The sequence below is a fragment of the Pseudomonas sp. B20(2017) genome (assembly GCF_002113125.1).
Lineage (GTDB): Bacteria > Pseudomonadota > Gammaproteobacteria > Pseudomonadales > Pseudomonadaceae > Aquipseudomonas.
This window is the reverse complement of the sequence record NZ_NEJP01000005.1, coordinates 170,236-194,578: the sequence shown is the minus strand read 5'-3', so window position 1 is coordinate 194,578 and position 24,343 is coordinate 170,236. Positions and strand designations below refer to the sequence as shown.

Here is a 24,343-nt window from a genome sequence, read left to right as displayed (position 1 = left end):
CGATGTTTGGTAAATTAAGTTGGGAAGCGATCCCTTTCCACGAGCCGATCGTGATGGTCACCATCTCGATGATCGCGCTCGGTGGTCTGGCGTTGTTCGCTGCAATCACCTACTTCAAGAAGTGGACTTACCTGTGGACCGAGTGGCTGACATCGGTCGACCACAAGAAAATCGGCGTGATGTACATCATCGTCGCCATGGTCATGCTGCTGCGCGGTTTTGCCGACGCCATCATGATGCGTACCCAGCTGGCCATGGCCACCGAGGGTTCGCCTGGCTACCTGCCACCTGAACACTATGACCAGATCTTCACCGCTCACGGTGTGATCATGATCATCTTCATGGCGATGCCATTCTTCACCGGCCTGATGAACCTTGCAGTGCCGCTGCAGATCGGCGCGCGTGACGTTGCGTTCCCGTTCCTGAACTCACTGAGCTTCTGGCTGCTGGTGTCCGGCGTCGTGCTGATCAACCTGTCCCTGGGCGTCGGCGAATTCGCCAAGACCGGCTGGGTTGCCTATCCACCGCTGTCGGGTCTGCAATACAGCCCTGGCGTGGGGATGGACTACTACATCTGGGCGCTACAGCTATCGGGTCTGGGTACAACGCTAACGGGGGTTAACTTCCTCGCGACCGTGCTGAAAATGCGTACCCCAGGCATGAAGCTGATGGACATGCCGATCTTCACCTGGACCTGCACCTGGGCAAACGTTCTGATCGTGGCTTCGTTCCCGATCCTGACCGCTACCCTGGCACTGCTGACTCTTGACCGTTACATGGATTTCCACATTTTCACCAATGAACTTGGTGGCAATCCAATGATGTACGTCAACCTGTTCTGGGCATGGGGCCACCCTGAGGTTTACATCCTGATCCTGCCGGCATTCGGCATTTTCTCGGAAGTCATCTCGGCCTTCACCGGCAAGAAACTGTTCGGCCACCACTCGATGATCTACGCCTCGGGCGCGATCTCGGTACTGGGCTTCATGGTTTGGCTGCACCACTTCTTCACCATGGGTTCGGGTGCCAGCGTCAACGCCTTCTTCGGTCTGGCGACGATGCTGATTTCCATCCCGACGGGTGTGAAACTGTTCAACTGGCTGTTCACCATCTACCAGGGCCGTCTGCGCTTCACCAGCCAGGTTCTGTGGACCCTGGGCTTCATGGTGACCTTCGCCATCGGCGGCATGACCGGCGTACTGCTGGCCATCCCGGGTGCTGACTTCGTTCTGCACAACAGCCTGTTCGTGATCGCGCACTTCCACAACGTGATCATCGGCGGCGCGGTATTCGGCTACATCGCAGGCTTCGGCTTCTACTTCCCGAAAGCGTTCGGCTTCAAGCTGCACGAAGGCTGGGGTAAAGCAGCGTTCTGGTTCTGGATCTCGGGCTTCTTCGTCGCGTTCATGCCGCTCTACGCTCTGGGCTTCATGGGCATGACCCGTCGTCTGAACGCCACCACCAACCCTGAGTGGGTACCGTACCTGTACGTTGCCATGTTCGGTGCGCTGATGATTGCTGTGGGTATCGCCTGCCAGCTGATCCAGCTGTACGTGTCGGTGCGTGACCGCAAGAAACCGGAAAACATGTGCGAACACGGTGACCCGTGGAATGCCCATACCCTGGAATGGTCGACCTCGTCGCCACCTCCGTTCTACAACTTCGCTGTACTGCCAAAAGCAGACTGCATCGATCCGTTCACCGAGGCCAAGGAAAACGGTACCGCGTACAAGGCTCCGGCCAAGTACGAACCGATCCACATGCCGAACAACACCGCCACTGGCGTGGTGATGGGCGCACTCCTGACCGTATTCGGTTTCGCGATGATCTGGCATATCTGGTGGTTGGCGATCGCCAGCCTGGCCGGCACTGTCATCTACTTCGTGATCCACGCAGCACGTGACGATCAGGGCTACATGGTGCCGGTTGAAACAATCGAGCGCATCGAAGCCGAGCAGCACAAGCGTCTGGTAGCGGCCGGGAAGATCCCTGCTTCCGCAACCCGTGTTGAAACCAAGTTGGAACAGGCTTAAACAATGTCGAACTTAGTGACCAATGCTGGACACGCCCATGGTCATGACCATGGGCACGATGACCATCACCACGACTCGGGCGAGATGACCGTATACGGTTTCTGGCTCTACCTGATGACCGACTGCATTCTGTTTGCGTCGATCTTCGCGGTGTACGCGGTACTGGTAAACAACGTCGCCGGTGGCCCGTCGGGCCACGACATCTTCGAACTGCCATACGTGCTGGGCGAAACCGCTCTGCTGTTGTTCAGTTCGATCACCTACGGCTTCGCCATGCTGGCGTTGTACAAAGGTAAAAAGCAGCAGGTTCTGGGCTGGTTGTTCATGACCTTCCTGCTCGGCGCAGGCTTCATCGCCATGGAGATCAACGAGTTCCACCTGCTGATCTCCGAGGGCTTCGGTCCTAGCCGTTCGGGCTTCCTGTCCGCGTTCTTCACCCTGGTCGGTACTCACGGTCTGCACGTGTCCGCGGGTCTGATCTGGATGGGCATCATGATGTACCAGGTCAACAAGCACGGCCTGACGGCGACCAACAAGACCCGTCTGAGCTGCCTGAGCCTGTTCTGGCACTTCCTGGACGTGGTGTGGATCTGCGTATTCACCGTTGTTTACCTGATGGGGACCCTGTAATGGCTAATGCACACTCCCATGACAGCCATGATGCTGGCCACGGCAGCGTAAAGTCGTACGCCATCGGCTTCATCCTGTCGGTAATCCTGACCGTCATCCCGTTCGGCCTGGTGATGTACCCAACCCTGCCGAAGTCGACGACGCTGGCAATCGTCCTGCTGTTCGCCGTGATCCAGGTGATCGTTCACCTGTATTACTTCCTGCACCTGGACCGTTCCATCGCTCAGCGTAACAACGTGATTGCGTTCGTCTTTACGGCCATCGTGATCGTGCTGCTGGTCGGTCTGTCGCTGTGGATCATGTTCAGCATCCACACCTACATGATGGCGAAGTGAGGTAAACCCGATGTCGCTCAAGCACTTTATCCAAATCACCAAACCGGGGATCATTTTCGGTAACGTGCTTTCTGTGGCAGGCGGGTTCTTCCTGGCCTCGAAAGGGCATGTCGATCTGGCGGTGTTTCTGGCAGCCATGATTGGCACTTCCTTGGTCGTGGCCTCCGGTTGCGTGTTCAACAACTGCATCGACCGCGACATCGACATCAAGATGGAACGCACCAAGAACCGGGTGCTGGTTCAGGGCTTGATCTCCCTGAAACTGGCCCTGGCCTATGCGACCGTCCTGGGTGTTCTCGGCGTTGCGTTGTTGTACAAGGTGGCCAACCCGTTGGCTGCATTGTTCGCCGTAATCGGCTTCATCATCTACGTCGGCTTCTACAGCCTGTACCTCAAGCGCAAGTCGGTTCACGGCACGCTGGTGGGCAGTCTGTCGGGCGCCATGCCGCCGGTGATCGGTTACGTGGCCGTAAGCAACAGCTTCGACATGGCCGCGCTGACCCTGCTGGTGATGTTCAGCCTGTGGCAGATGCCGCATTCCTACGCCATCGCGATTTTCCGCTTCAACGATTACCTGGCCGCATCGATTCCGGTGCTGCCAGTGAAGCGCGGGATTGAAGTGGCCAAGAAGCACATCCTCTACTACATCCTGGCGTTCCTCGTGGCGACCTTGATGCTGACCTTCAGCGGCTACGCCGGTGTGAGCTATCTCGCCGTCGCCGCGGCCATGGGCATGTACTGGTTGTACATGGCCTGGACTGGCTACAAGGCAGTCGATGACAAGGTCTGGGCACGCAAGCTGTTCGTGTTCTCGATCTTCACCATCACCGCGTTGAGCGTCATGATGTCCGTGGACTTCAAAGTGCCGGGCGATCTGCTGATGACGTACGCGCCGTAAGGTTTTAACGTTGTACGAGAAACCCCGTTCATCGAGAGATGAGCGGGGTTTTTTGTTGTGAGTAGTTCATACGTCAGAGGCAAATCAACGTTTACCAGGGCTGTGGCAAGAACTGTTAGAACAGGAGGCATTTTTTCTTTCACCTTCCCATTTTGTGGGTTTGCAATGTATTCCCGGTTGGTAGTGTTGCTGAATGAACCTGATGAAAATATCGGACTGTTCAACTGAGTTGCCACAACCGTATCTGCTCATATTTCTTGGAATGCATGGCTGGTAATCAACAGGAATGGCCGGTGCGCAGGAGCCAAAATAGTAAAACTCATCAGCAATCAAAGCGTATTGGCCCTCTATGTCTCGTTTGCGATGAAACTCACACTGTCCGCAAGAGCCCCAATGGTTTGGGTTTTTAAGTTGCTCGAAGTGAGAGGGTTCAAAAGCTCCGGGTACCAAGGGACGATAGATGTTATCTCCAACCTGGTTGACTGGATCGTCGCTGTCATTCCTTGGAATCTTGTCCCGAAAGCGTGGATCAGTGAAGTAATCACGTAAAAGTAACTTCTCGCCAATACGCATTAAATAAACCAGCCGTTCACTCCCCACGGGTTCGCCGGTCAGCGTTTTCGAAGTGAATCCTGCGATCCACTGGCCTGGTGATTTGTTCAGTCGTATTGACGGCTTGCACGTTGCTAGCGTGAGCGTATGGCCGAAGGGGTTGGGAGCAAAGCCAGTGTCATGGGTCAACTTGTAGGTGAACAGTTCCATCACTTCCTCTTTCCTTGATCAGGGTGATTGCCGCTCAAGCTATTTAGGAAAGTGCTGACTAGCGTTTAGGAAAGCTCCCGATGTTGGCATGGGTTCTCACAGGTACGATCAGCCTGATTGAGAATTGTAGCCAGTATTTGTACCCATTCTTGGAAGCCAGGGTTATATGAAAAAACGCGATCTGTTTGACGAATTGATGCTCGGAGTTCAGGAGATGGCTATTCATCGGCAAGGACTATCTGGCGAGCATCGTTCTTCAGGTTGCGACCGTATTGCAAACCCTCTAGATTTGGATCCAACCCTGTCAGTTATGGCGCCATGCACTGCTCGGCGCTCGACTGTCGTAATCTGCGGTTTTCATGCATCGATCAAGAGGCTGGGTGAAATGACTGAGAGGATGACCTGCGACGAGCGCTTCATTGCCCTGGCAAAAGAGCTGAACTACGACATCAATGGCGAGAACACGGTGGGTGGCAATTACGCGCCGTTGATCCGTCATCACGATGAGATTTACATCAGCGGCATGGTGCCGCGCACCGAGGGCAAGATTCAGTATCCGGGGCGTGTGGGCCAGGAGCTGACGCTCAAGGATGCGCAGGCGGCGGCGAGCATCAGCGCGATGCGCTGCCTGGCCTTTATCGTCGATGCGGTCGGTTCGCTGGACAAAGTCAGATCGTTGTTGCGGGTCACGGTGTACGTGAAGTCCACGCCGGATTTCGTCGACCTCAGTGAAGTCGCCAACGGCGCGTCGGATGTATTCAGTTATGTGTTGGGCGATGTCGGGCGTCACACTCGCACCACCGTCGGCGTCTATCAGTTGCCGAAGAATGCAGCCATCGAAGTCGACATGATTGCCGCCGTGCATCCATCGGCATAACCTCCAATCACCGCACAACAAAAAGCCCCGCCTGAAATTCAGAGCGGGGCTTTTTCGTCAGCGCCAGTGTTACTGGGCAGCGATGCTGTAGCCGTCGAACGCGGTCTGCTGTTGCAGCGCGGTAATGATGTTCTTGCGGTTGATGGCGTGCTCGGTGCCGGCGTTGTCGACGAAGGTTTCGCCTTCGACTTCGGCTTCATCACCTTCACCCACAAAGCTGAAACCGAGGAATTCCAGCGCCTCGCGATCCACACTAAGGCGCGAACGCGGCGTGCGCATCGGCAGGGTCACGCTGATGCCGTCCTTGCTGATGCTGAACACTTCGACGTCTTTCTTGGCGCGTGCGGCCTTGCTCTTGCCGCCGCTCGGGTTGCTGATCGCCTGATGGGTCTGGTTCAGAACCTTGAGGGCCAAGCCGTAGACGATTTCCTGAAACGCCGGATCGTCCTTGAAGCTGGACAGGATGCGGCTGATCGGGAATTTGTTGCTCAGGTCTTCGAGCGCGGCGGTGTCAGCGGCCTCGGCATCTTTCAGCGCTTTGAGCTGACCCATCAGTTCGTAAGCCTGGTCGTCATCGAAGCGGTCGTGGGCCTGGCGGATCGCGGCGCGCAACTCGCGGATCTGATCGCTCTCGCGGCTCGACTGGAAGGCGTCCAGCACCATCTCGCTGATGATCTTCGCCTGTGGGATGTGTTGTGAAAGATTGATGGAGTTTTCGTATTCCGCTTTGGACGACAGAGTGACTACGGATTCAGCGGTGTTGAAATCGGACATTGAAATTTCACTACTTTTTTAACTTGAGATGAGACGAGAAAGCGCTGAAGGCTTTTTCAGGCCGACTAATTTAGGGGAGCGCGGCGGCGTTGTCACGGAGCAAGGGGCCGGCGGTGCCGATTATTTATCCTGATGTTTACTGAAGGGTAACCAGGCACCGCGAGCGCCCTGCGTTATTCATTGGCGACGGCATTTATCGGCAACCGCCGGGACGCCAGGTCACGCAGCGTCCAGTAGAGCTTCAACGAGCGGGTACCGATCAGGCCGCACATGAAACCTGCAATACCGGACTTGAGCAGCAGCAGTTCGGGGGAGGAGGAAAGCTCCGGATGCACGTCATGCTGATAATTGAAGTAGTAGTTTGCGAAAAAGAACATCAAATACATGATCAGGGTTTTTACCGTGCCGGGCATGATCAGCCCGGTCGCGGAGTCGTCGAGCACTACGCCCCGCCGGGAGAACACCAGCCAGGCCGAGAGACCGCCCAACAACAGCGCGCCGAACCAGGTACTCAAAAACAAGGTCGGGTTGATCGTCAGATTCACGCAGTACAGCGACCACGCGAGAAACGCCGGGGGTGTTATGAGCATTGAGGCGCGGCTTTCACGGCGAGGAGAAAATGCCTTGATACCGAGACAGACCACCAGCAGAAGAATCAGGTAAACCCGCAACGGGGTGTTTTGCAGAATCGTGAGCATTGCGCAGCATCCATGCTGGAAAGGAGGAGGGTGGAGCATAGCCGGGGTCACAGTAAACGTCGGCTATTGCAGCCGCAAACGCTCCATCGCAATAACCGATGTTTCAAACCCCAGACTGGCGAAAAACGCTTCCGCGCCTTCGCGCCCGGCACGCAGAACCCAGGTAATGTCGGTGTTGTCGCCCATTACATGTTCAACCAGCGCCCGCCCGATGCCCGCGCGCCGATGTTGCCCGTCGACCACTACCATCGACAGGTAACCGTTGGACAAACCATCGGTGAGGCCTCGGGCGAAACCGACAATCTGCTGGCCGCTCAATGCAATGGCGGTGCGTTGGGAGTTCTGGATGAGCTGGGCGAAATGCTCGGCGGTGCCGGTGCGGTGGCCCCAGCCGTGCCGCTCGAGAAACTGCCTTGCCGCCTCCACTTCCGTGGGCAGGAGGTCGCGTATTGAAATGTCTTTGTTCATTCGTTGATCCCGTCCCTGGTGTATTTCCAACAGTAGTCGCGTTGCTTACGGTCTGCCCCACATCTGCATGGCGAACTCGACGAAGCGACGCAGTTTCGGCAGCCGATAGCGATCCGGCGCGTAAAGCAGATGCATCGGCCGGTTTGGCGGCTGGTAGTCCGGCATCACGACGACCAGTCGGCCGTCGCGCAGGTCCTGCTCCACCAGCGCGTCCGGCAGCATCACGATGCCCATGCCGGTGCGCGCGGCCTGATGCAGGCCGGCGGAACTGTTGATCAGCATTGGCCCTTTGACGTCGACCATGATTTCGCCATCCGGGCCGCTGAGGCGCCACTGTTTTTCCACCGATTGCCAGTCATCGCCGGCGGGGTAGGCGAAGGACAGGCAGTCGTGCTGACGCAGCTCTTCAGGCGTGAGCGGCATGCCGCGTCGGGCCACGTATTCCGGGGAGGCGCAGACGGTCAGGGTGTAGTCGATCAGGGGGCGGGCGATCAGGTTGGACTGGTCGAAGTGGCCCAGTCGGAAGGCCACGTCGAGACCGCTTTCCAGCAGGTCCGGGCGACGGTTGGTCAGGATCACGTCGAGTTTGACCTGCGGACATTGCAGGGAAAACTCACTGAGCGCCGGGGCCAGACGTTCAACGCCAAAGGTCAGCGGCGCAGTAACCCGCAGAATGCCGCGCGGTTCATCGAGCGTCTGTTCGGCGAGGCGTTCGGAGTCGGCGACCAGGCCGAGCACTTCCAGGCAGCGCTGGTAGTAAACGCTGCCGAACTCGGTCAGCCGCTGGCGGCGGGTGGTGCGTTGCAACAGTTGCACACCGAGCCGTTGCTCCAGCGCCCGCAGGTGATTGCCCACCATGGTTGTGGACATTTCGCACTGCAGCGCGGCCGCTGTCATGCTGCCGGACTCCACAACCTTGACGTACACGCTCATCGACTGGAAAAGATCCATTATCAAGCCCGGCTTTTAAATGATTGAAGTTTTGCCGAGTTTATCCAGTTCGGGTGGATAACCATACTGCCAGCAACTTCTCACCTTGCTGGAGTTTGCCGACATGAGCGCCGCCCTGATGAACACTTATCAACCGCTGGACTTGAGCTTCATCAAAGGCCTGGGCACCCGACTCTGGGATCAGGCGGGCCGCGAGTATCTGGACGCGGTGGCGGGCGTGGCGGTGACCAATGTCGGCCACTCGCACCCGCGCATCGTCTCGGCGATCAGCGAGCAGGCCGGATTGCTACTGCACACTTCCAATCTCTACAGCATCGACTGGCAACAATCGCTGGCGCAGAAGTTGACTCGGCTGGCGGGGATGGAGCGGGCATTCTTCAACAACTCCGGTGCCGAGGCCAACGAAACCGCGCTGAAACTGGCACGTCTGTACGGCTGGCGCAAAGGTATCGAGCAGCCGCTGGTGGTGGTGATGGCCAACGCGTTTCATGGCCGTACCCTCGGCACCCTGTCCGCCAGCGATGGCCCGGCGGTGCGCTTGGGTTTCAATGACTTGCCCGGGGATTTCGTCAAAGTGCCGTTCGGCGATCTTGAGGCGCTGGAGCAAGTGCAGCGCAAGCATGGTCAGCGGATCGTGGCGATTCTGGTCGAACCGATTCAAGGTGAAAGCGGTGTGCAACTGGCGCCGCCCGGCTACCTCAAGACCCTGCGTGAATTGTGCAACCGCCACGCCTGGCTGTTGATGCTCGACGAAATCCAGACCGGCATCGGCCGTACCGGCCGCTGGTTTGCGTTCCAGCACGAAGGCATCGTTCCCGACGTCATGACCCTCGCCAAGGGCCTGGGCAACGGCGTGCCGATCGGCGCCTGCCTGGCACGAGGCCGGGCGGCGGATCTGTTCACCCCCGGCAGCCACGGCAGCACCTTCGGCGGCAATCCACTGGCGTGCCGGGTAGGTTGCACCGTGCTCGAGATCATCGAAGAACAAGGCCTGCTGGAAAATGCCAGGGTCCAGGGTGAGCGCCTGCTGACCCGCTTGCGCGCAGAGCTGGCGGACAATCCGAATGTGCTGGCGATTCGTGGACAAGGGCTGATGATCGGCATCGAACTCAAACAGCCGATCCGCGACCTGACACTGATTGCCGCGCGGGATCATGGACTGCTGATCAACGTCACTCGCGGCAAGACGATCCGGCTGTTGCCGCCGCTGACGATTGATGAGCGGGAGGTGGGGATGATTGTCAGAGGAGTTGGCCGTTCCCTGAGCCATGTCTCATCCCCCGGTCAGTAGTGAAATCTGCAAGTTATGACGCAGATTTCGCCGCCTACGATTGCATAGACCAGGCGATGCTCGGCAGTTATCCGCCGTGACCAGAAGCCGCTCATGTTGTGCTTGAGCGGCTCCGGTTTACCCAAGCCTTCAAAGGTTTGGCGCTGGATCGCTTTGATCAAAAGATTGATTCGTTTGAGACCGGTCTTATCGTTTTGTTGAAACCATAAGTAGTCTTCCCAGCCCGTTGGCGTGAACTGGATTTTTATTCTTCGAACAGCTGCCTGACTTTGGCTTTTCCAGCGCGCATTTCGCCAATCGATTTGATCAAGCGCTCGGCATTGGCCGGAGAACGCAGCAGATAAGCCGTTTCTTCCAGCGCGTTGTATTCGGCCAGAGACATCATGACGACAGGCTCGCCTTTTTGACGGGTTACCAACAATGGGGCGCAGTCTTCATTCACGCGTTCCATGGTTTCAGCCAAGTGCGCACGAGCTGTGGTGTAGTTGATAGTGTCCATCTCACACCTCGCTTGATACAAAGAACGTTCAGAAATGAGTACAGGGCGACAAGGCGATTCCTACCCGTGGCTGTGCCACAGACGGGCTGCCTGCGGCGTACTGAGTATCACCGAAGTCTCATCGAGACGTTTCTGGGTCTTCTGTAAGCTGATTCCGACGAGCCTGCCATCCTTCTCACTCTCTACGTGAGATTTTTCTAATCAGGGGTGTCCGACAAATCCGGCGCCAACATACGGGTCTTCGGTGCGCCGTTCGAGTTGTGCTGAATGATGTCTTTCGGTTGCCCCTGTTGATTGAAAAACACCTGACCAATCCCCGCCGAGTTCCACAGCCGTTCACCCGCTTCGGCGTGTTCCGGCACGTACGGGACGACGCGCATGCGGCGGCGTTTGGTCAGCCAGTTGAGCGGCGAGCGTGGTGAGTAGAGCCAGCGGTTGAGGCGGTCAAACCATTCCAGCAGGGTAGGCGGGAATTCGTTTTTGATGCCGCTGCTGGTGATTTGCCAGATGCGCGGGCCGGCCTTGCGGTGTCGGATCAGGACTTCATAGACGAAGGAATAATGCACGTCGCCTGACAGCACCACGTAACTGCCCGGTGTACGTGAGTGTCGGAAAATGTTCAGGATTACCTGGGCTGCGCCGCGATGGGCCATCCAGTTTTCTGCGTCCACCAGCAGTGGATAACCGCACCAGCTGAATACTCGTTGCACGGTTTCGATCAGTTTCACACCGAAGATTGGTGCCGGCGAAACGATGATCGCCGAAGGATGGTCGAGCAGTTCCTGCTGCAGTTCGCTCAAGGCTTCCCAGTCCAGCAAACCCGACGGTTGCTTGAGCGCCATTTCGCTGCGCCAGCGTCGGGTGCGGGTGTCGAGCACCACCAGCGCCGGGTTGGTCGGCAATACGAAATGCCATTGCTGAAAACGCAGCAGTTCCCCGATCAATTCGTCCTGCACGGGAGCATCGAGATAGCGGTCGTCACCGCTGGCGTTCAGGCCTCGGGTTTTCTCCAGCACTGCGCTGAATGCATCCGGATTGTTGCCCCAACCCTGACACAACATGTAGGCGATCAGCGCGTTGCCGATGATGCGTTTGGAGAACGGATGGCCGTAGGCCGTTTCCTCCCATTGCGCGGACAGGTTCCAGTCGTCGGTGATGTCGTGGTCATCGAAGATCATCAGGCTCGGCAGGTGCGCCAATGCCCGGGCCACCTGGCCGAGGCCGGCCTTGAAACCGTCGATGCGGGTCTGTTCGAGGGCATAGCGCTTGAGGCGGTCAGGCGTCAGTGCTGGCGGCTGCGGATTGACCAGAGTCCAGGGCGTTGGCGACCACACCAGCAAATACATCGTCATGACTTCGGCAAAGGTCACGAGGTGATTGTCGGCGCTGCTGCTGGTGAAAATCGGCTTGCGCGCACCACCGAAAAAACGCTCGCGCAGGGACTCGTTGCTTTCCAGTGCCGGCAGCAAATCCGCACGATGGTAGTAGCTGGCCGGGTGCTCGTAGAGCTTGGCGCTGTCGCTGACCACCGCGCCTTCGAGGTGCTCACCAAACAGACCGAGGCGTTCGATCAGGGCATGAATCGCCCGCAACATCGGACCGGCAACGTCGTCGGCGTAAACCTGATCGCCGCTCATCATCAATAGGGCGGGGCGTTGCTGCGGATCGGTTTCGGCAGCCAGCAACCGGTCAACGCAGAGCAGGCCGTCGGCGGCCGGGTGATGGGGTTTGCGGCAGGAACCGTGGAGCAACTGATCGATACGCGAACGCAGGACGAAGTTCGGGCAGGTGGCGTCGTCGTAGAGCAGGTGTGGCGCCCAGTCGGCGATGGGCTGCAAGCCATCGATCAACAGGTCGTAGTCGATGCGGGTGTCGCAGGGCAGGACGGTTTCCAGCGGAACGTTGATCAGGTGAACAAACGCCAGGATACCCACAGGAATGACCGTACATTTCCCGGCATCCAGTGGAATGTCTCCTACGCCTTGCAAGCGCAAGGTCAACGACAGTTCGCGGCTGCCGACCAGCCAAAGCACTAAGCGCGTCGGTTCCAGTCGGCGCAGCAGTGGCCCGGCCAGAACAGCAGGCAACGGGCTCAGGTCATCAGGTGTCGGAGGCATCGGGGGAAAAGCTCAAGGCGCACAGGCCGGCGATGATAGCGCAGCCGGCGCCTCGAACCCTTAAACCAGGCTTAAGAGCCCGTTTTTTCTAGCTTCAGCGCCATCAGGCGCCATTCGGCAGGTGTCGAGTCAACGCTTGGCTGTTCCTGTACGGAGCAGTCGAAGCGGTACGTCACGTCGTCGCCATTCATGTTCCGCGCGGTGACGGTGTTGCTGAAGCTGTAAACCTGATCCTTGAAGCGCTGCGGCGTCAGGCTTTTGCTGTCGGCAAAACGGGCAGATGCGGGGAAGCGCAAGGTGCTGGTCACGAACGGGCTGCACATGACATACGCCAGCATCGACTTGTCGCCCTGGACGTCGGCGCGCAGTTTTTTGCTCAGCGCCGTCAGGGCCTTGCGCCCCTCATCGTCACTCTGGTCGATCACGGTTTGCACCGACATCGTCTTCGGCGCCCGACTGGCGTAGTTCGGCAGCAACGCGGAATCCGCTGGAGAAGGCTTGTTGTCCGGCTCGATAGCGGCAAACACCGGCGCATCTTTCAGCGCAGCGGGGCTCGCAACCGCCTCGGCCTCCGGCAGCAACGAGGTCGGCTCGGCTTCCTGCTGTGCCACGACGTTTTCAGTCTGCGCGGCGTCGTAGCGATGCGCCGACGGGAACAGTGAAAAAGTGATCGCCAGCACCACCATCGAAACAATGAAACCGCCCGCGACACCGACCAGGTTGGCGTAAAACAGATTCCAGCTGCCGCGGTTTTTCACCACCCAGCGCCACATCAAACCCCAGGCCGCGACAAATGCCAGAAAACGCAGAAACTCCATTCGATCCTTTCCTTAAACCTGCAAAACCTGAATTCAGCGCTCGCAGTGCTGAGATGGGCGGCAAGATAGCAAAATAGACATCCGCTGCTACAGCAACCATCGCATTCAACGCCGGCAAAATTATTTGAGTGCAAAAAACATGAATGTTGTCAGGCCGGCCACGGTGCCGCAAAGACCTGCCAGTAGCTGACGCGCAACAGGATGTTCGACCTGCGATCGATGGGATACCAGCATCCATACACCCACCAGCGCCGCAGCGGTTGTCAGCATCTGCAGTACTGTGCCCATGAGCCCGGGTATGGGCGGCCGGTCCGCCCCGAACAGGCGAATGTAAAACTCCGAGACCACCACGCCTACCATCATGCCGCTGGCGGCGCCGAGCACATTGGCGAGGATCAGATTCCAGGCACCACGCTGCCTGACAACCCATACCCACATGGCCGCCCAGGCAACAAACATAACGGCTATTTCCATCGCATTCTTCACTTCTGAATCGGTGTTGATCAGGCCTTTGGCACCTTGCTCGACAGTGGACGGCAAGATAGCAAAATAGTAGCGTCGCGCCACTGACTTCATCTCCGTAATGGACTACTCATGCCTGCTCTCAAAACCTGCCGTCTGTTTTGTGCGTTCGTCCTTGCTACCACGCTGACTCCGGCATTCGCCGCCTGGAAAGAGCACCCGGAAAACAGCTGGAAGTATTACCTCGCCAACTGTCAGCGCATGCAGGAAAAAATGGCTGACGTCCAAAGCGGTCGCGTACCCGGCGCCTTTGAGGTGATGGGCGATCTGGAGAACAGCCAGGGGAGCATGAATGAGCACCGCACGAACCTGCCTCCCCAGTACCTCGCCTCCGGGGAATTCGCCCAATGCGAAAACGTAGCGGCCGAGGCCGATGCGATGATTGCCCGTGGCAAAGCCGAGTTCGCCGACAGAATGAACCAGGCCGCCGAGCAAGGTCGAATCGCCCACCAGAACTCCCCTGAATACCAACGCGCCCGTTCGCTCGGCTACAGCGATGTCGGCGAAATTTCCTTCCTCAAACTCCACGAAGACACGGACGGCGAAGCACGCCTGAAAACCATGATGATTACCGTCGATGAAGTCTGCGGCCAATACTTTCGCGCCACGCAATATGTGAAGCCGTATGTGATCTACACCGTTCGGCCGTCGGATGGCGGCTGTGGTGAGGAAAAACGCGTGGCGATCGTCGGCGGCAGGTCGGTGGAGAAGGGGGATTACATCGATGAGCGGGGCGAGTTTCAGTATGTGGGCTGGAAGAAAATGGTCGGTGCGGACGGGTTTGCGACGGATATTCGGGTGCTGAGGGCTCGGCGCTAAGAGCGAGCACTACCAATGCGTTTTCGTGGAAAGGAGGAAGGGCAGATAATCGACTTCAGCAATAAAGGCTTCTTCTAACTCTCTGGAAGAGTATTTCTATACGCCTTTTAAGAGGCAGAAATTTCTGGTTGTACGTTGTTCCCTAATCATTCAAATACGGTTGTATGTACGCTCATGAGTAATTCTTCGAAGTTTGCCACGACACTCTCAGTCTCAGCACTGTTTGTCAGTGTGGTCAACGTGGCGCTGACCAGCCCTTTACTGTTGGAAATGTACCTTCAACCGAAGCTCGTCGGGACTGAGGCGAATCGAGAAATTGATGGGGACAACTTTCGATCATTTTTTGTTGTTAAAAATGAAGGAAGGGGGACTGCCAAATCGGTAGATATAGTTCTCAATGCGCATCATGGTGATTTTGTTCAAGTGATGCAGGGCTTTGTGGGAAAGGTAGAAGAGGAACCGAACGGACCGCCGTTGAAAACAGTACGTATTCGAAGCGACTATCTAGCGCCGAATGAGTCTATCTTGATCATCGTTACGGGTAACAAGAAGGACTTGCTTGAAGACGCTAAAGCATACGATATGAAGGATCTGCGTCCAGTAGGCGTAACTATTCCTGCGTATGTAAGTATAAGGTCGGAGCGAGGTCTGGGGGACGTGAGTAGTCCGCGATCGTGGGCGCAGACGCTTTTAAAGACAAGTCAGTGACGCTGACCTTGTCCGGTCGGTGTTTGTTGAAGTGGCGTTTCCATGATCCAACTTCGGTTTCAGCTAGGGCGATGCCTGGCTGATCCAGCTACCCCGGCAACTGTGCCTGAATGTTAAATAGTCACGCCGTCCAGTCACGTGTGGGGGAAATAATTCACCGCGAGAAACATCAGGGTCGCCATGCCGGCGGCCAGGCCACACGCCGCGCCGAGCACCTGCCGTGCAACCGGATGTTCGGGGTGACGGCGATTGGCAATCCACAGCCATACCCCCGCCAGAACACCCGCGCTGGTGATGAACACCACCAGACTGCGATTCAGGTTGGGTGTCGCCATCGACGTACCAATGACTGCGTCGTAAATCAGCGTGAACACAATACCGGTTACCACGCCACTTCCGGCGCCGGCAAGGTTGGCCAGCAACAGGTTCCACTCACCCCGTTGCTTCACTACCCACAGCCAGGTTCCAGCCATCACCAGCAAGCACAACACAGCATCCATTTTGGTTCATTCCCGAGTACGCGATAACAGAGGCGGTTGACAGGCCTCTAGCGAGTGGACGGCAAGATATCAAAATAGAAGCTTCGCGCCACTTTCTTCATCTGCGTAGCTTAAAGAATGTCCTTGAGATAACCCTTGAGCGCGAGCAGCGGCTGATCCAGCTGCTCCAGCGACTGCGCCTGACTGAAGTCGGTCGACAACTTGTGCAGTTCGCGCCCCAACGGTTTCTCGACGCCACCCAGCGCATCCATCGCCAGCGCCAGGCACTCGTTCATCTTGAACTGGATCGTCTCGACATCACCCCGGCGCACCAGCAATTCGAACACGTCTTTCTGATAGTCGCCCATGACCATGTCATCGCGCAGAATCGGGCTCAAGCCTTCTTCCTCATACGCGAGTTTGAGGGAGAACAGGGCAACGGTTTCCAGTGACGTTTCCATGCAGTGAACCTGTGTGAAATCTCGCCGGTTGGCCAGTGGCACTTTCCGGCAGACGAAAAAAAAGGCCTTGCTAAGCAAGACCTTTTCTAATTTTGGTGCCCCGAGGGAGACTCGAACTCCCACTCCTTTCGAAAACGGATTTTGAATCCGCCGCGTCTACCAATTCCGCCATCAGGGCTCAATGGCGGCGAAGTATAGAGAGGTGCCTACCGTTGGTCAATCACGTTTCATGGTCAATTTTCGATATTTCCGCTAGACTTTCCGGCCCTGCTAGACGAACCCCATCATGCGCGTTGCTGACTTTACCTTCGAGCTTCCTGATTCGCTGATTGCCCGCCATCCTTTGGCCGAGCGTCGCGGTAGTCGCCTGTTGACCCTGGATGGGGTCAGCGGCGCCCTGGCACACCGTCAATTCACTGATCTGCTGGAGCATTTGCGTCCCGGCGATCTGATGGTGTTCAACAATACCCGGGTGATTCCGGCGCGCCTGTTCGGGCAGAAGGAGTCCGGCGGCAAGCTGGAAATCCTCATCGAACGCGTGCTCGATACTCACCGTGTGCTGGCCCATGTACGTTCCAGCAAATCGCCGAAGCCGGGTTCGAAGATCCTGATCGACGGCGGTGGCGAAGCCGAGATGCTGGCGCGTCACGATGCGCTGTTCGAGCTGGGGTTTGCCGAAGAAGTGCTACCGCTGCTTGATCGCGTCGGCCACATGCCGTTGCCTCCTTATATAGATCGCCCGGACGAAGGTTCGGATCGCGAGCGCTATCAGACCGTGTATGCCGAGAAACTCGGCGCGGTGGCGGCACCGACTGCTGGGCTGCATTTCGATCAGACGCTGATGGAAGCGATCGCCGCCAAGGGCGTCGAGACTGCATTCGTCACGCTGCACGTTGGCGCGGGTACGTTCCAGCCGGTGCGCGTCGAGAAGATCGAAGATCACCACATGCACACCGAGTGGCTGGAAGTCGGTCAGGATGTGGTCGATGCCGTCGCCGCTTGCCGTGAGCGTGGCGGTCGCGTCATCGCTGTCGGCACCACCAGCGTGCGTTCGCTGGAAAGCGCCGCCCGCGATGGCGTGCTCAAGCCGTTCAGTGGCGACACCGACATCTTTATCTTCCCGGGCCGGCCGTTTCATGTGGTCGATGCCTTAGTCACCAATTTCCATTTGCCCGAATCCACGCTGTTGATGCTGGTTTCGGCATTCGCCGGTTATCCGGAAACCATGGCTGCCTACAAAGCCGCGGTCGATAACGGATACCGCTTTTTCAGCTACGGTGATGCGATGTTCATCACCCGTAATCCCGCCCCCCGCGGCCCAGAGGAATCCGTATGAGTCGCACCTGTCGTATGTCTTTCGAGTTGCTTGCCACCGATGGCAAGGCTCGTCGCGGTCGTCTGACCTTTCCCCGTGGCACCGTCGAGACCCCGGCCTTCATGCCGGTGGGCACCTATGGCACGGTCAAGGGCATGTTGCCGCGTGATATCGAGGCGATTGGCGCGGAAATCATTCTGGGCAACACCTTCCACCTGTGGCTGCGCCCGGGCACCGAAGTGATCAAGGCGCACGGCGACCTGCACGATTTCATGCAGTGGAAAGGCCCGATCCTGACCGACTCCGGCGGTTTCCAGGTGTTCAGCCTCGGCGCCATGCGCAAGATCAAGGAGGAGGGCGTGACCTTCGCCTCCCCGGTCGACGGCTCGAAAGTATTCATGGGCCCGGAAGAGTCGATGCAGGTCCAGCGCGATCTGGGCTCCGACATCGTGATGATCTTCGATGAATGCACCCCGTACCCGGCTGACGAAGACGTGGCCCGTGTATCCATGGAGCTGTCGCTGCGCTGGGCCCAGCGTTCGAAGAATGCCCATGGCGACAACACGGCAGCGCTGTTCGGCATCGTTCAGGGCGGCATGCATCAGGACTTGCGCATGCGCTCGCTGGAAGGCCTGGACAAGATCGGCTTCGACGGCCTGGCCATCGGCGGTCTGTCGGTGGGCGAGCCCAAGCACGAAATGATCAAGGTGCTGGACTACCTGCCGGGCATGATGCCGGCTGACAAACCTCGTTACCTTATGGGCGTTGGCAAACCGGAAGATCTGGTTGAGGGTGTGCGCCGCGGTGTGGACATGTTCGATTGCGTGATGCCAACCCGTAATGCCCGCAATGGGCATCTGTTCATTGATACAGGCGTGCTGAAGATCCGTAACGCGTTCCATCGCCATGATGATTCGCCTCTGGATCCGACCTGCGATTGCTATACCTGCCAGAACTTCTCCCGCGCTTATCTGCATCATCTGGACAAGTGCGGCGAAATGCTCGGCAGCATGCTCAATACCATCCACAATTTGCGCCATTATCAGGTGCTGATGGCTGGTTTGCGCGAGGCTATTCAACAGGGTACATTGGCCGCCTTTGTCGATGCCTTCTACGCCAAACGCGGGCTTCCCGTTCCGCCTTTGGACTGAGTTTTCTGACCCCAAGATTCAACATTTGCAACTGGAGTGCTAAATGAGCTTTTTTATCTCTAATGCCATGGCTGACGCGGCTGCACCGGCTGCAGCGCCTATGGGCGGCGGCTTCGAGTGGATTTTCCTGGTCGGCTTCCTGGTCATCTTCTACCTGATGATCTGGCGTCCACAGGCCAAGCGCGCCAAAGAGCAGAAGAACCTGCTGAGCAGCCTGCAGAAGGGCGACGAAGTGGTCACCACCGGCGGCATCGCCGGCAAGATCACTAAAGTGGCCGATGACTTCGTGGTTCTGGAAGTTTCCGACACCGTGGAAATGAAGTTCCAGAAGGGCGCCATCGCCGCCACACTGCCAAAAGGCACGCTGAAAGCGATCTAAGGTTCCAACTTCTACTCAATCGACGGGGCGCGCAAGGCGCCCCGCGTTCATAACGGGCGGCGTGATGCTGAACAAATATCCTCTGTGGAAATACATTCTGATCCTGGCGGTGCTGGCGATCGGTCTGATTTATTCCGCTCCGAATCTATACCCCGATGACCCGGCCATTCAGATCAGCGGCGCCAGCACGGCCCTGCAGGTCAATCAGGCCGATCTGGATCGCGTGAGCACCGCGCTCAAGGAATCCGGGATCAACGTCAAGGCTTCGAGCCTGGCTGCGAACGGCAAGGGCGGTCTGATCCGTCTGACCAAGGCTGAAGACCAGCTGCCGGCCAAGGACGTTGTCCGCAAGGCATTGGGTGATGACTACGTCGTCGCGCTGAACCTGGCACAAACCACTCCGCAATGGCTGCGCAGCGTGGCCGCGCACCCGATGAAGCTGGGTCTGGACTTGTCCGGTGGTGTGCACTTCCTGCTGGAAGTGGACATGGACAAAGCCCTCGATGCCCGCCTGAAAGTCTACGAAGGCGACGTCAAGAGCCTGTTGCGCAAAGAGAAACTGCGTTATCGCAGCCTGCCGCAACTCAATGGCGCCATTCAGCTGGGCTTCAGCGATGCTGATTCCCGCGAACAGGCCCGTGCGCTGATCCGCAAGAATTTCAACGATTTCGACATTGTTCCGGCCGACCTCAACGGTCAACCGGTGCTGCGTCTGGCGATGACCCCGGCCAAGCTGGCGGAAATCCGTGAATACTCCATCAAGCAGAACCTGACCACGGTACGTAACCGCGTCAACGAGCTGGGTGTTGCCGAACCGATCGTCCAGCGTCAGGGCGCCAACCGTATCGTGGTTGAGCTGCCGGGCGTGCAGGACACTGCCGAAGCCAAGCGTATCCTCGGCAAGACGGCGAACCTGGAGTTCCGTCTGGCTGCAGAGCCGGGCGCTTCGAAAGCCACTTCCGAGACCTTCGAATTCCGCGAAGGCAAGCGTCCTCCTGCCCAGATCGAGCGTGGCCTGATCATCACCGGTGACCAGGTGACTGACGCCAAGGCCGGTTTCGGCGAGCACGGCACCCCTGAAGTGAACATCCGTCTGGATGGCCACGGTGGCGAGCTGATGAGCCGCGCGACCCGCAGCAACGTCGGTCGCAGCATGGCGGTGATCTTCATCGAGCAGCGTCCGGTCACCACTTACACCAAGCAAGTGGTCGATGGCGTCGAGAAAGACGTCGCGGTGCAGACCTTCAAGGAAGAGAAGAAAATCATCAGCCTGGCGACCATTCAGTCGCCGCTGGGTGCTCAGTTCCGTATCACTGGCCTGAACGGCCAGGGCGAGTCGTCCGAACTGGCGCTGCTGCTGCGTGCCGGTGGTCTGGCCGCTCCGATGTACTTTGCTGAAGAACGCACCATCGGCCCGAGCCTGGGTGCGGACAACATCACCAAGGGTATCGATGCATCGCTGTGGGGCATGCTGTTCGTCTCGCTGTTCATCATCGCCATCTACCGTTTCTTCGGCCTGATCGCCACCGTTGCACTGGCGGTGAACATGGTGCTGCTGCTGGCGCTGATGTCGCTGCTGGGTGCCACGCTGACCCTGCCGGGTATCGCCGGTATCGTGTTGACCATGGGTATGGCGGTCGACGCCAACGTACTGATCTTCTCGCGGATTCGTGAAGAGATCGCCGCCGGCATGACCGTGCAGCGTGCAATCAACGAAGGCTTCGGTCGGGCATTCACTGCGATTCTCGACGCCAACCTGACCACCTTGCTGGTCGGCGGCATCCTCTTCGCCATGGGCACCGGCCCGGTGAAGGGCTTCGCAGTAACCATGTCCCTCGGGGTTCTGACTTCGATGTTCACGGCCATCATGGTCACCCGCGCGATGGTCAACCTGATCTTCGGCGGTCGTGACTTCAAGAAGTTGTGGATTTAAGGGGCTGCCATGTTACGTACAATCAACTTCATGGGCGTCCGCAACTTTGCGTTCGGCGTCACCGTATTCCTGACCTTGCTGGCAATCTTCAGTGTGTTCCACAAGGGCATGAACTGGGGTCTGGACTTCACCGGCGGTACGCTCATCGAGCTGACCTACGAGCGTCCGGCCGATGTCACCAAGGTGCGTGAGCAACTGGTTTCTTCCGGTTATCACGAAGCTGTCGTGCAGAATTTCGGCGCGACCACCGATCTGCTGGTGCGCATGCCGGGTGAAGACCCGCAGCTGGGCCATCAGGTGGCGGAAGCGCTGCAGAAGGTTGGCGGCGACAACCCGGCGACCGTCAAGCGCGTCGAGTTCGTCGGCCCGCAGGTCGGCGAAGAACTGCGTGACCAGGGCGGCCTCGGCATGCTGCTGGCACTCGGCGGTATCCTGATCTACCTGGCTTTCCGCTTTCAGTGGAAGTTTGCGGTCGGCGCCATCGTGTCGCTGATCCATGACGTGATCGTGACCGTGGGTATCCTGTCGTTCTTCCAGATCACCTTCGACCTGACGGTGCTGGCGGCGGTACTGGCGATCATCGGTTACTCGCTGAACGATACCATCGTCGTGTTCGACCGGGTGCGTGAGAACTTCCGTGTTCTGCGCAAGGCCACGCTGATCGAGAACATCAACATCTCGACCACCCAGACCCTGCTGCGGACCATCGCGACCTCGGTTTCGACCTTGCTGGCGATCGCGGCGCTGCTGTTCTTCGGCGGTGACAACCTGTACGGCTTCTCCCTGGCGCTGCTGGTGGGTGTTCTGGCGGGTACCTACTCGTCGATCTACATCGCCAACGTGGTGCTGATCTGGCTGAACCTGTCGACGGAAGACCTGATTCCGCCGGTCAATACCGAGAAGGAAGTCGACGACCGTCCATAACGGCCATCGTTTTCCCGGTTGTCAGTCAAAAAAGACGCGAGTTGAACTCGCGTCTTTTTTTTTGCTCCAAGGCTGGGAGAAGCGCGGGCGCGTCCCGCATGTGATGGTCAGGAGGTTCATGTGAACAAGTCGTTGCTGGTTGGTGCGGTATTGGGTGCTGTCGGTGTGACTGCCGGGGGTGCTGTTGCCACCTACAGCCTGGTTAAAAGCGGCCCTGAGTATGCGCAAGTGCTGGCCGTAGAACCGGTCAAAACACAAATCAAGACTCCACGTGAAGTGTGCAAGGATGTGACAGTGACCCGGCAGGCGCCGGTGAAAGATCAACACCAGATCGCCGGCACCGTGGTCGGTGCGCTGGCAGGTGGTCTGCTGGGTAACCAGATTGGCGGTGGCACCGGCAAGAAGATTGCCACGGTGGCCGGTGCGGTCGGTGGTGGTTACGCCGGTAACAAGGTTCAGGAGGGTATGCAGGAGCGTGATACCTACACCACGACTCAGACTCGCTGCAACACCGTGAATGACATCAGCGACAAGGTCGTGGGCTATGACGTCCGGTATTCGCTGGACGGCAAGGAAGGCAAGGTGCGGATGGATCGTGATCCGGGCAATCAGATTCCGGTCGACAAGGAAGGCAAGCTGATCCTGTCACAGAACGAGCCGGGCCAGTAACTGGTTGATGGCTTATAAGAAAAGCACCCTTCGGGGTGCTTTTTCATGCCCATAAAAAAACACCCCGAAGGGTGTTTTTTTGGTTTCGCGAAACGCTTAGCGCTTCAGCGAGGCCGGCAGGTGCGGCTGGATCGCCGTCAGAACTGCCTTGAAGCATTTGGTGTTGCCGGCAACAACGTGGCCTTTTTCAAGGAAGTCGTGACCGCCGGTGAAGTCGCTCACCAGGCCGCCTGCTTCCTGAATCAGCAGGGCGCCAGCGGCCATGTCCCACTCGGACAGACCCGACTCCCAGAACGCGTCGAAACGGCCGGCGGCCACGTAAGCCAGGTCCAGACTTGCCGAACCGGCGCGGCGAATGCCGGCAGTCTGGCCAACCAGAGCGCGGAACATGCCCAGGTAGTTGTCGAGGTTGTCCATCTGGTCGTCACGGAACGGGAAACCGGTACCGAGCAGAGCGCCGTCCAGGCTGGTGCGACCGCTGACGCGCAGGCGACGACCGTTCAGTTGAGCGCCGCGACCACGGCTGGCGGTGAATTCTTCCTGGCGAACCGGATCCAGAACAACGGCGTGTTCCAGGCGACCACGGTATTTGCAGGCAATGCTGACAGCGAAGTGAGGAATGCCGCGCAGGAAGTTGGTGGTGCCGTCCAGCGGATCGATGATCCACAGGTATTCTTCGCCTTCGATGCCGGTGCCGGCGTGCAGGCCGGTCTCTTCACCCATGATCGAGTGATTCGGGTAAGCCTTGCGCAGGGCGTCGATGATTTTCTGTTCGGCGGCGCGATCGACCTCGGATACGTAATCCTTGGCGTCTTTTTCGTCGACCTTGATGGTATCCAGGCGCTCGATGGAGCGGAAGATCAGTTCACTGGCGCTGCGGGCGGCGCGCAGCGCGATATTCAGCATGGGCTGCATGGATGTGTCACCTAAGGTTGTTAAAGAAAGCCGCGCATTCTATCAGAACTTTTCTTCAGGTGAAGGTCGCTGTTCGCTTTCATAGCTTAACGGTAGGCTGTTCTGTAAGATTTGCACCCCTTTGCCGAGTCCGAGAGCGCCCGCCGTGCTGCAAAATATTCGTGTCGTCCTGGTCAATACCAGCCATCCGGGAAACATCGGCGGGACCGCGCGCGCCATGAAAAACATGGGCCTGTCGCGGTTGGTGCTGGTTGATCCGCGAGTCTTTCCGCATCACGAAGCCGATGCCCGCGCTTCCGGTGCCGGTGACATCCTTGAAAGCGCACAAGTCGTCGCCACCTTGGAAGACGCCTTGGTCGGTTGCAATCTGGTGCTCGGTACCAGCGCCCGTGACCGGCGCATTCCCTGGCCATTGCTGGATCCGCGCGAGTGCGGGACCAAAGTGGTCGAGGAGGCGGGGCAGGGCGCGGAAATCGCGCTGGTGTTCGGTCGTGAAGATTCCGGCCTGACCAATGACGAGCTGCAGCGATGTCACTATCACGTGCACATTCCCTCCGATCCTGAATTCAGCTCGCTGAACCTCGGGGCGGCGGTGCAGGTGTTGAGTTATGAAGTGCGCATGGCGTGGCTGGCTGCGCAGGGCCAGCCGACCAAGATCGAGAAGGAAGAAGTGGCCTCCGTGAAAAGCGCAGAGCTTGCGACCATGGATGAGCTGGAGCGGTTTTATGAGCACCTGGAGCAGACTCTGGTGGCCATCGAATTCCTCGATCCGGAAAAACCGCGGCACTTGATGGCGCGCCTGCGCCGGTTGTACGGACGCAGCTCGGTCAGCCGGGCGGAAATGAATATTTTGCGTGGCATCCTCACGGAAACCCAGAAAGCGGCCCGTGGCGAGCTCCTTAAGCGGAAGGATTAAT

General features: G+C 58.2%; 28 protein-coding genes and 1 tRNA gene. 15 read left to right on the top strand and 14 right to left on the bottom strand.

Annotated features, from left to right (window positions below; genetic code table 11):
- Positions 1-2 precede the first annotated feature (2 nt).
- Genes cyoB through cyoE form a run of 4 tightly spaced genes read left to right on the top strand, consistent with a single transcriptional unit; the run spans position 3 to position 3,896 of the window.
- On the top strand, positions 3-2,033 hold the full coding sequence (gene cyoB / locus CAF63_RS09465; RefSeq protein ID WP_085684655.1) for a cytochrome o ubiquinol oxidase subunit I: 2,031 nt from the start codon (positions 3-5) through the stop codon (positions 2,031-2,033).
- A gap of 3 nt (positions 2,034-2,036) precedes the next feature.
- The gene (locus CAF63_RS09460; protein WP_007956720.1) at positions 2,037-2,663 is read left to right on the top strand and encodes a cytochrome o ubiquinol oxidase subunit III; all 627 of its coding nucleotides are present in this window, start codon (positions 2,037-2,039) and stop codon (positions 2,661-2,663) included.
- A complete protein-coding gene (gene cyoD, locus CAF63_RS09455) occupies positions 2,663-2,998 on the top strand; it encodes a cytochrome o ubiquinol oxidase subunit IV (protein ID WP_011335842.1) in 336 nt (111 codons plus the stop codon). The genes CAF63_RS09460 and cyoD overlap by 1 nt, the downstream gene beginning before the upstream one ends.
- A 10-nt stretch (positions 2,999-3,008) precedes the next feature.
- Positions 3,009-3,896, top strand: a complete 888-nt coding sequence (cyoE, locus tag CAF63_RS09450; protein WP_085684653.1) for a heme o synthase — start codon at positions 3,009-3,011, stop codon at positions 3,894-3,896.
- Positions 3,897-3,980: 84 nt separating this feature from the next.
- On the opposite strand, the gene CAF63_RS09445 is transcribed toward cyoE, so the two are convergent.
- On the bottom strand, positions 3,981-4,658 hold the full coding sequence (locus CAF63_RS09445) for a hypothetical protein (RefSeq protein ID WP_158090784.1): 678 nt from the start codon (positions 4,656-4,658) through the stop codon (positions 3,981-3,983).
- A 385-nt stretch (positions 4,659-5,043) separates the two neighbouring features.
- Between CAF63_RS09445 and CAF63_RS09440 the strand changes: the two genes are divergently transcribed.
- Positions 5,044-5,535: a RidA family protein gene (locus CAF63_RS09440; RefSeq protein ID WP_007956714.1), complete on the top strand. Its 492-nt coding sequence runs from the start codon at positions 5,044-5,046 to the stop codon at positions 5,533-5,535.
- A gap of 69 nt (positions 5,536-5,604) precedes the next feature.
- Here CAF63_RS09440 and CAF63_RS09435 read toward each other — a convergent pair whose 3' ends face one another.
- The 4 genes from CAF63_RS09435 to CAF63_RS09420 all read right to left on the bottom strand — a co-directional run bounded on the left by CAF63_RS09435 (position 5,605) and on the right by CAF63_RS09420 (position 8,426).
- On the bottom strand, positions 5,605-6,309 hold the full coding sequence (locus tag CAF63_RS09435; protein WP_085684651.1) for a hypothetical protein: 705 nt from the start codon (positions 6,307-6,309) through the stop codon (positions 5,605-5,607).
- Positions 6,310-6,482: 173 nt separating this feature from the next.
- Entirely contained in the window at positions 6,483-7,007 is a 525-nt protein-coding gene (locus CAF63_RS09430; protein WP_085684649.1) for a hypothetical protein, read from the bottom strand.
- A 63-nt stretch (positions 7,008-7,070) separates the two neighbouring features.
- Positions 7,071-7,475, bottom strand: coding sequence for a GNAT family N-acetyltransferase (locus CAF63_RS09425; protein ID WP_085684647.1), 405 nt, complete (start codon positions 7,473-7,475; stop codon positions 7,071-7,073).
- 45 nt (positions 7,476-7,520) lie between these two features.
- On the bottom strand, positions 7,521-8,426 hold the full coding sequence (locus CAF63_RS09420) for a LysR family transcriptional regulator (RefSeq protein ID WP_007956710.1): 906 nt from the start codon (positions 8,424-8,426) through the stop codon (positions 7,521-7,523).
- Between the two features lie 103 nt (positions 8,427-8,529).
- On the opposite strand from CAF63_RS09420, the gene CAF63_RS09415 reads away from it, so the two are divergent.
- Complete coding sequence (locus CAF63_RS09415; protein ID WP_085684645.1) at positions 8,530-9,717, top strand: aspartate aminotransferase family protein; 1,188 nt, start codon at positions 8,530-8,532, stop codon at positions 9,715-9,717.
- On the opposite strand, the gene CAF63_RS09410 is transcribed toward CAF63_RS09415, so the two are convergent.
- The 5 genes from CAF63_RS09410 to CAF63_RS09390 all read right to left on the bottom strand — a co-directional run bounded on the left by CAF63_RS09410 (position 9,711) and on the right by CAF63_RS09390 (position 13,718).
- Positions 9,711-9,965: a Txe/YoeB family addiction module toxin gene (locus CAF63_RS09410; protein ID WP_085684643.1), complete on the bottom strand. Its 255-nt coding sequence runs from the start codon at positions 9,963-9,965 to the stop codon at positions 9,711-9,713. The two genes, CAF63_RS09415 and CAF63_RS09410, sit on opposite strands and share 7 nt — an antisense overlap.
- Positions 9,962-10,216 carry a type II toxin-antitoxin system Phd/YefM family antitoxin gene (locus CAF63_RS09405; RefSeq protein ID WP_085684641.1) on the bottom strand — a complete coding sequence of 85 codons (255 nt, stop codon included), beginning with the start codon at positions 10,214-10,216 and terminating at the stop codon, positions 9,962-9,964. The genes CAF63_RS09410 and CAF63_RS09405 overlap by 4 nt, the downstream gene beginning before the upstream one ends.
- A 197-nt stretch (positions 10,217-10,413) precedes the next feature.
- Entirely contained in the window at positions 10,414-12,333 is a 1,920-nt protein-coding gene (locus tag CAF63_RS09400; RefSeq protein WP_085684639.1) for an alkaline phosphatase D family protein, read from the bottom strand.
- Between the two features lie 71 nt (positions 12,334-12,404).
- Positions 12,405-13,151, bottom strand: coding sequence for a hypothetical protein (locus CAF63_RS09395; RefSeq protein ID WP_085684637.1), 747 nt, complete (start codon positions 13,149-13,151; stop codon positions 12,405-12,407).
- Between the two features lie 120 nt (positions 13,152-13,271).
- Positions 13,272-13,718, bottom strand: a complete 447-nt coding sequence (locus tag CAF63_RS09390; protein ID WP_256574500.1) for a hypothetical protein — start codon at positions 13,716-13,718, stop codon at positions 13,272-13,274.
- A gap of 27 nt (positions 13,719-13,745) precedes the next feature.
- On the opposite strand from CAF63_RS09390, the gene CAF63_RS09385 reads away from it, so the two are divergent.
- Together CAF63_RS09385 and CAF63_RS09380 are read left to right on the top strand one after the other, a co-directional pair.
- Positions 13,746-14,492 carry a hypothetical protein gene (locus CAF63_RS09385; RefSeq protein WP_085684635.1) on the top strand — a complete coding sequence of 249 codons (747 nt, stop codon included), beginning with the start codon at positions 13,746-13,748 and terminating at the stop codon, positions 14,490-14,492.
- A 174-nt stretch (positions 14,493-14,666) separates the two neighbouring features.
- Positions 14,667-15,200 (top strand): hypothetical protein, encoded by a 534-nt coding sequence (locus CAF63_RS09380; RefSeq protein ID WP_085684633.1) that lies wholly within the window; start codon positions 14,667-14,669, stop codon positions 15,198-15,200.
- 134 nt (positions 15,201-15,334) lie between these two features.
- Here CAF63_RS09380 and CAF63_RS09375 read toward each other — a convergent pair whose 3' ends face one another.
- The 3 genes from CAF63_RS09375 to CAF63_RS09365 all read right to left on the bottom strand — a co-directional run bounded on the left by CAF63_RS09375 (position 15,335) and on the right by CAF63_RS09365 (position 16,318).
- Positions 15,335-15,700, bottom strand: coding sequence for a hypothetical protein (locus CAF63_RS09375; protein ID WP_085684631.1), 366 nt, complete (start codon positions 15,698-15,700; stop codon positions 15,335-15,337).
- Positions 15,701-15,810: 110 nt separating this feature from the next.
- Complete coding sequence (locus CAF63_RS09370) at positions 15,811-16,140, bottom strand: hypothetical protein (RefSeq protein WP_007956700.1); 330 nt, start codon at positions 16,138-16,140, stop codon at positions 15,811-15,813.
- Positions 16,141-16,233: 93 nt separating this feature from the next.
- Positions 16,234-16,318, bottom strand: a tRNA-Leu gene (locus CAF63_RS09365).
- Between the two features lie 108 nt (positions 16,319-16,426).
- Here CAF63_RS09365 and queA point away from each other — a divergent pair.
- The 6 genes from queA to CAF63_RS09335 all read left to right on the top strand — a co-directional run bounded on the left by queA (position 16,427) and on the right by CAF63_RS09335 (position 22,511).
- Positions 16,427-17,476 (top strand): tRNA preQ1(34) S-adenosylmethionine ribosyltransferase-isomerase QueA, encoded by a 1,050-nt coding sequence (gene queA, locus CAF63_RS09360; protein WP_085649336.1) that lies wholly within the window; start codon positions 16,427-16,429, stop codon positions 17,474-17,476.
- Between the two features lie 14 nt (positions 17,477-17,490).
- Positions 17,491-18,606, top strand: a complete 1,116-nt coding sequence (gene tgt, locus CAF63_RS09355; RefSeq protein WP_162803510.1) for a tRNA guanosine(34) transglycosylase Tgt — start codon at positions 17,491-17,493, stop codon at positions 18,604-18,606.
- Positions 18,607-18,649: 43 nt separating this feature from the next.
- Positions 18,650-18,985: a preprotein translocase subunit YajC gene (gene yajC / locus CAF63_RS09350; RefSeq protein WP_007956696.1), complete on the top strand. Its 336-nt coding sequence runs from the start codon at positions 18,650-18,652 to the stop codon at positions 18,983-18,985.
- A 64-nt stretch (positions 18,986-19,049) separates the two neighbouring features.
- Positions 19,050-20,918 carry a protein translocase subunit SecD gene (secD, locus tag CAF63_RS09345; RefSeq protein ID WP_007956695.1) on the top strand — a complete coding sequence of 623 codons (1,869 nt, stop codon included), beginning with the start codon at positions 19,050-19,052 and terminating at the stop codon, positions 20,916-20,918.
- A gap of 9 nt (positions 20,919-20,927) precedes the next feature.
- Entirely contained in the window at positions 20,928-21,842 is a 915-nt protein-coding gene (gene secF / locus CAF63_RS09340; protein WP_085684627.1) for a protein translocase subunit SecF, read from the top strand.
- A 120-nt stretch (positions 21,843-21,962) separates the two neighbouring features.
- Positions 21,963-22,511 (top strand): glycine zipper 2TM domain-containing protein, encoded by a 549-nt coding sequence (locus CAF63_RS09335; protein WP_007956693.1) that lies wholly within the window; start codon positions 21,963-21,965, stop codon positions 22,509-22,511.
- 96 nt (positions 22,512-22,607) lie between these two features.
- On the opposite strand, the gene suhB is transcribed toward CAF63_RS09335, so the two are convergent.
- On the bottom strand, positions 22,608-23,426 hold the full coding sequence (suhB, locus tag CAF63_RS09330) for an inositol-phosphate phosphatase (protein ID WP_007941397.1): 819 nt from the start codon (positions 23,424-23,426) through the stop codon (positions 22,608-22,610).
- Positions 23,427-23,571: 145 nt separating this feature from the next.
- Between suhB and trmJ the strand changes: the two genes are divergently transcribed.
- The gene (gene trmJ / locus CAF63_RS09325; RefSeq protein ID WP_085684624.1) at positions 23,572-24,342 is read left to right on the top strand and encodes a tRNA (cytosine(32)/uridine(32)-2'-O)-methyltransferase TrmJ; all 771 of its coding nucleotides are present in this window, start codon (positions 23,572-23,574) and stop codon (positions 24,340-24,342) included.
- The last annotated feature ends 1 nt before the right edge of the window (position 24,343 follow it).